This window comes from Polynucleobacter sp. AP-Kaivos-20-H2, assembly GCF_018882215.1.
Taxonomy (GTDB): Bacteria; Pseudomonadota; Gammaproteobacteria; order Burkholderiales; family Burkholderiaceae; genus Polynucleobacter.
This window is the reverse complement of sequence record NZ_JACVOX010000009.1, coordinates 1-1,389: the sequence shown is the minus strand read 5'-3', so window position 1 is coordinate 1,389 and position 1,389 is coordinate 1. Positions and strand designations below refer to the sequence as shown.

At 52.4% G+C, this 1,389-nt stretch carries 1 protein-coding gene; it reads right to left on the bottom strand.

Annotation, left to right across the window (positions count from 1 at the left end):
- Positions 1-1,389 (bottom strand): glycine-rich domain-containing protein (locus ICE89_RS11640; protein WP_370625371.1); only part of this gene is annotated, 1,389 nt, incomplete at both ends.

The window sequence follows — 1,389 nt, the reverse complement described above, 5'->3', positions numbered from 1 at the left end:
ATTGCACCACTGACTGCGCTAGTAGTTGCTTTAGAGTTAATGGTTAAGGTAGTGATATTAGAAACTGAACTACCAAGCGTAGCTGCGCCTGTACCCGAGTTGATGGTGAGGGCGTAGGAGTTTTGGGAGCCGAGGATATTACCCGACAGAACAACGGCACCCGTTCCACCAGCAGCTCCATTTACGTTGCCATAATAAGTACCGCCGCCGCCGCCGCCAGTATTTGCGGTACCTGCTGTTGCGCCAAGACCAGTAGAAGTTTTTCCACCGCTGCCACCACCACCAAGTCCGCCACTTGCAGACGCATTATTTTGCGAGCTACCGCCGCCACCGCCAGCCACATAATATGTTCCGCCACTCAGTTGGCCAATATTAGATCCTGTGATTGAATTGGTGGCTCCCGCACCACCAGCGCCACCGGTAGGGCCGGTATTATTTGCGCCACCGCCGCCACCGCCGCCAGTTCCGTTTGATGAGCCAGCGCTTATAGAGCCACTAGTAGCGCCAGTACTACCACTATTACCTTGACCGCTCATTCCAGAGCCACCAGCTGCACCATCGAAGCTACCGCCCCCGCCAGAAGCTGCTCCACTTGCCGATCCTAGACCTGCACCGACAACACCGCCACCGCCACCTCCTCCACCCCCGCCATATGCAGTCAAGCTAACACTGCCACCAATGACTGATGAGCTTCCGCCATTCGAGCCAGGACCTGCAGTGTTATATGGAGAGCCTGCACCTCCACTACCTACAGTAATACTGTAACTAGTAGCTGAAATAGAAGTTGATCCTTGTAATACACCGCCGCCGCCACCGCCACCACCTGCATACCAACCACCGCCACCTCCGCCGCCGAGTACTAAATAAGTAGCAGTTGCAGAAGCGCTTGGAGTCCAAGAATAAGCACTAGAAGCGTATGTAATAGTCGGCAAACTTGATAATGCAGAGGCTGTCGAAGTAAAGGTAGTTCCACTAATCGTGATACTTGATTGATAAGTACTACTACTAGCGTTACTAAGGTAATAAGCCCAAGTACTTCCACTATTGGTACTAATCTCCCAATAGCCACTTCCCAAGAACTCTAGTATTGCTGACCCTGCAGTACTACTCGAATTCACCGCCCCCGCAATCATCACCGCACCATTACCACTGTTCGCAGTTGAAGTCAGAGCAGTGTTAGCCCCTAATGTGAGATTGCCACCATAAGTCTGATTACCACTAGTCGTCACATTACCTGCAAGCGTAGTAGTGCCAGTACCAGAAGTAGTGCCTACAGCCGATGCGGAGCATCCAGTAGCGTTAATACACAGGTATCCCAGTGCACTAGTAGCGCTGTTAGCACCGACTACTCCACCAAGGGCAGTAGTACCCGTGCCGTTGGTAATCGAT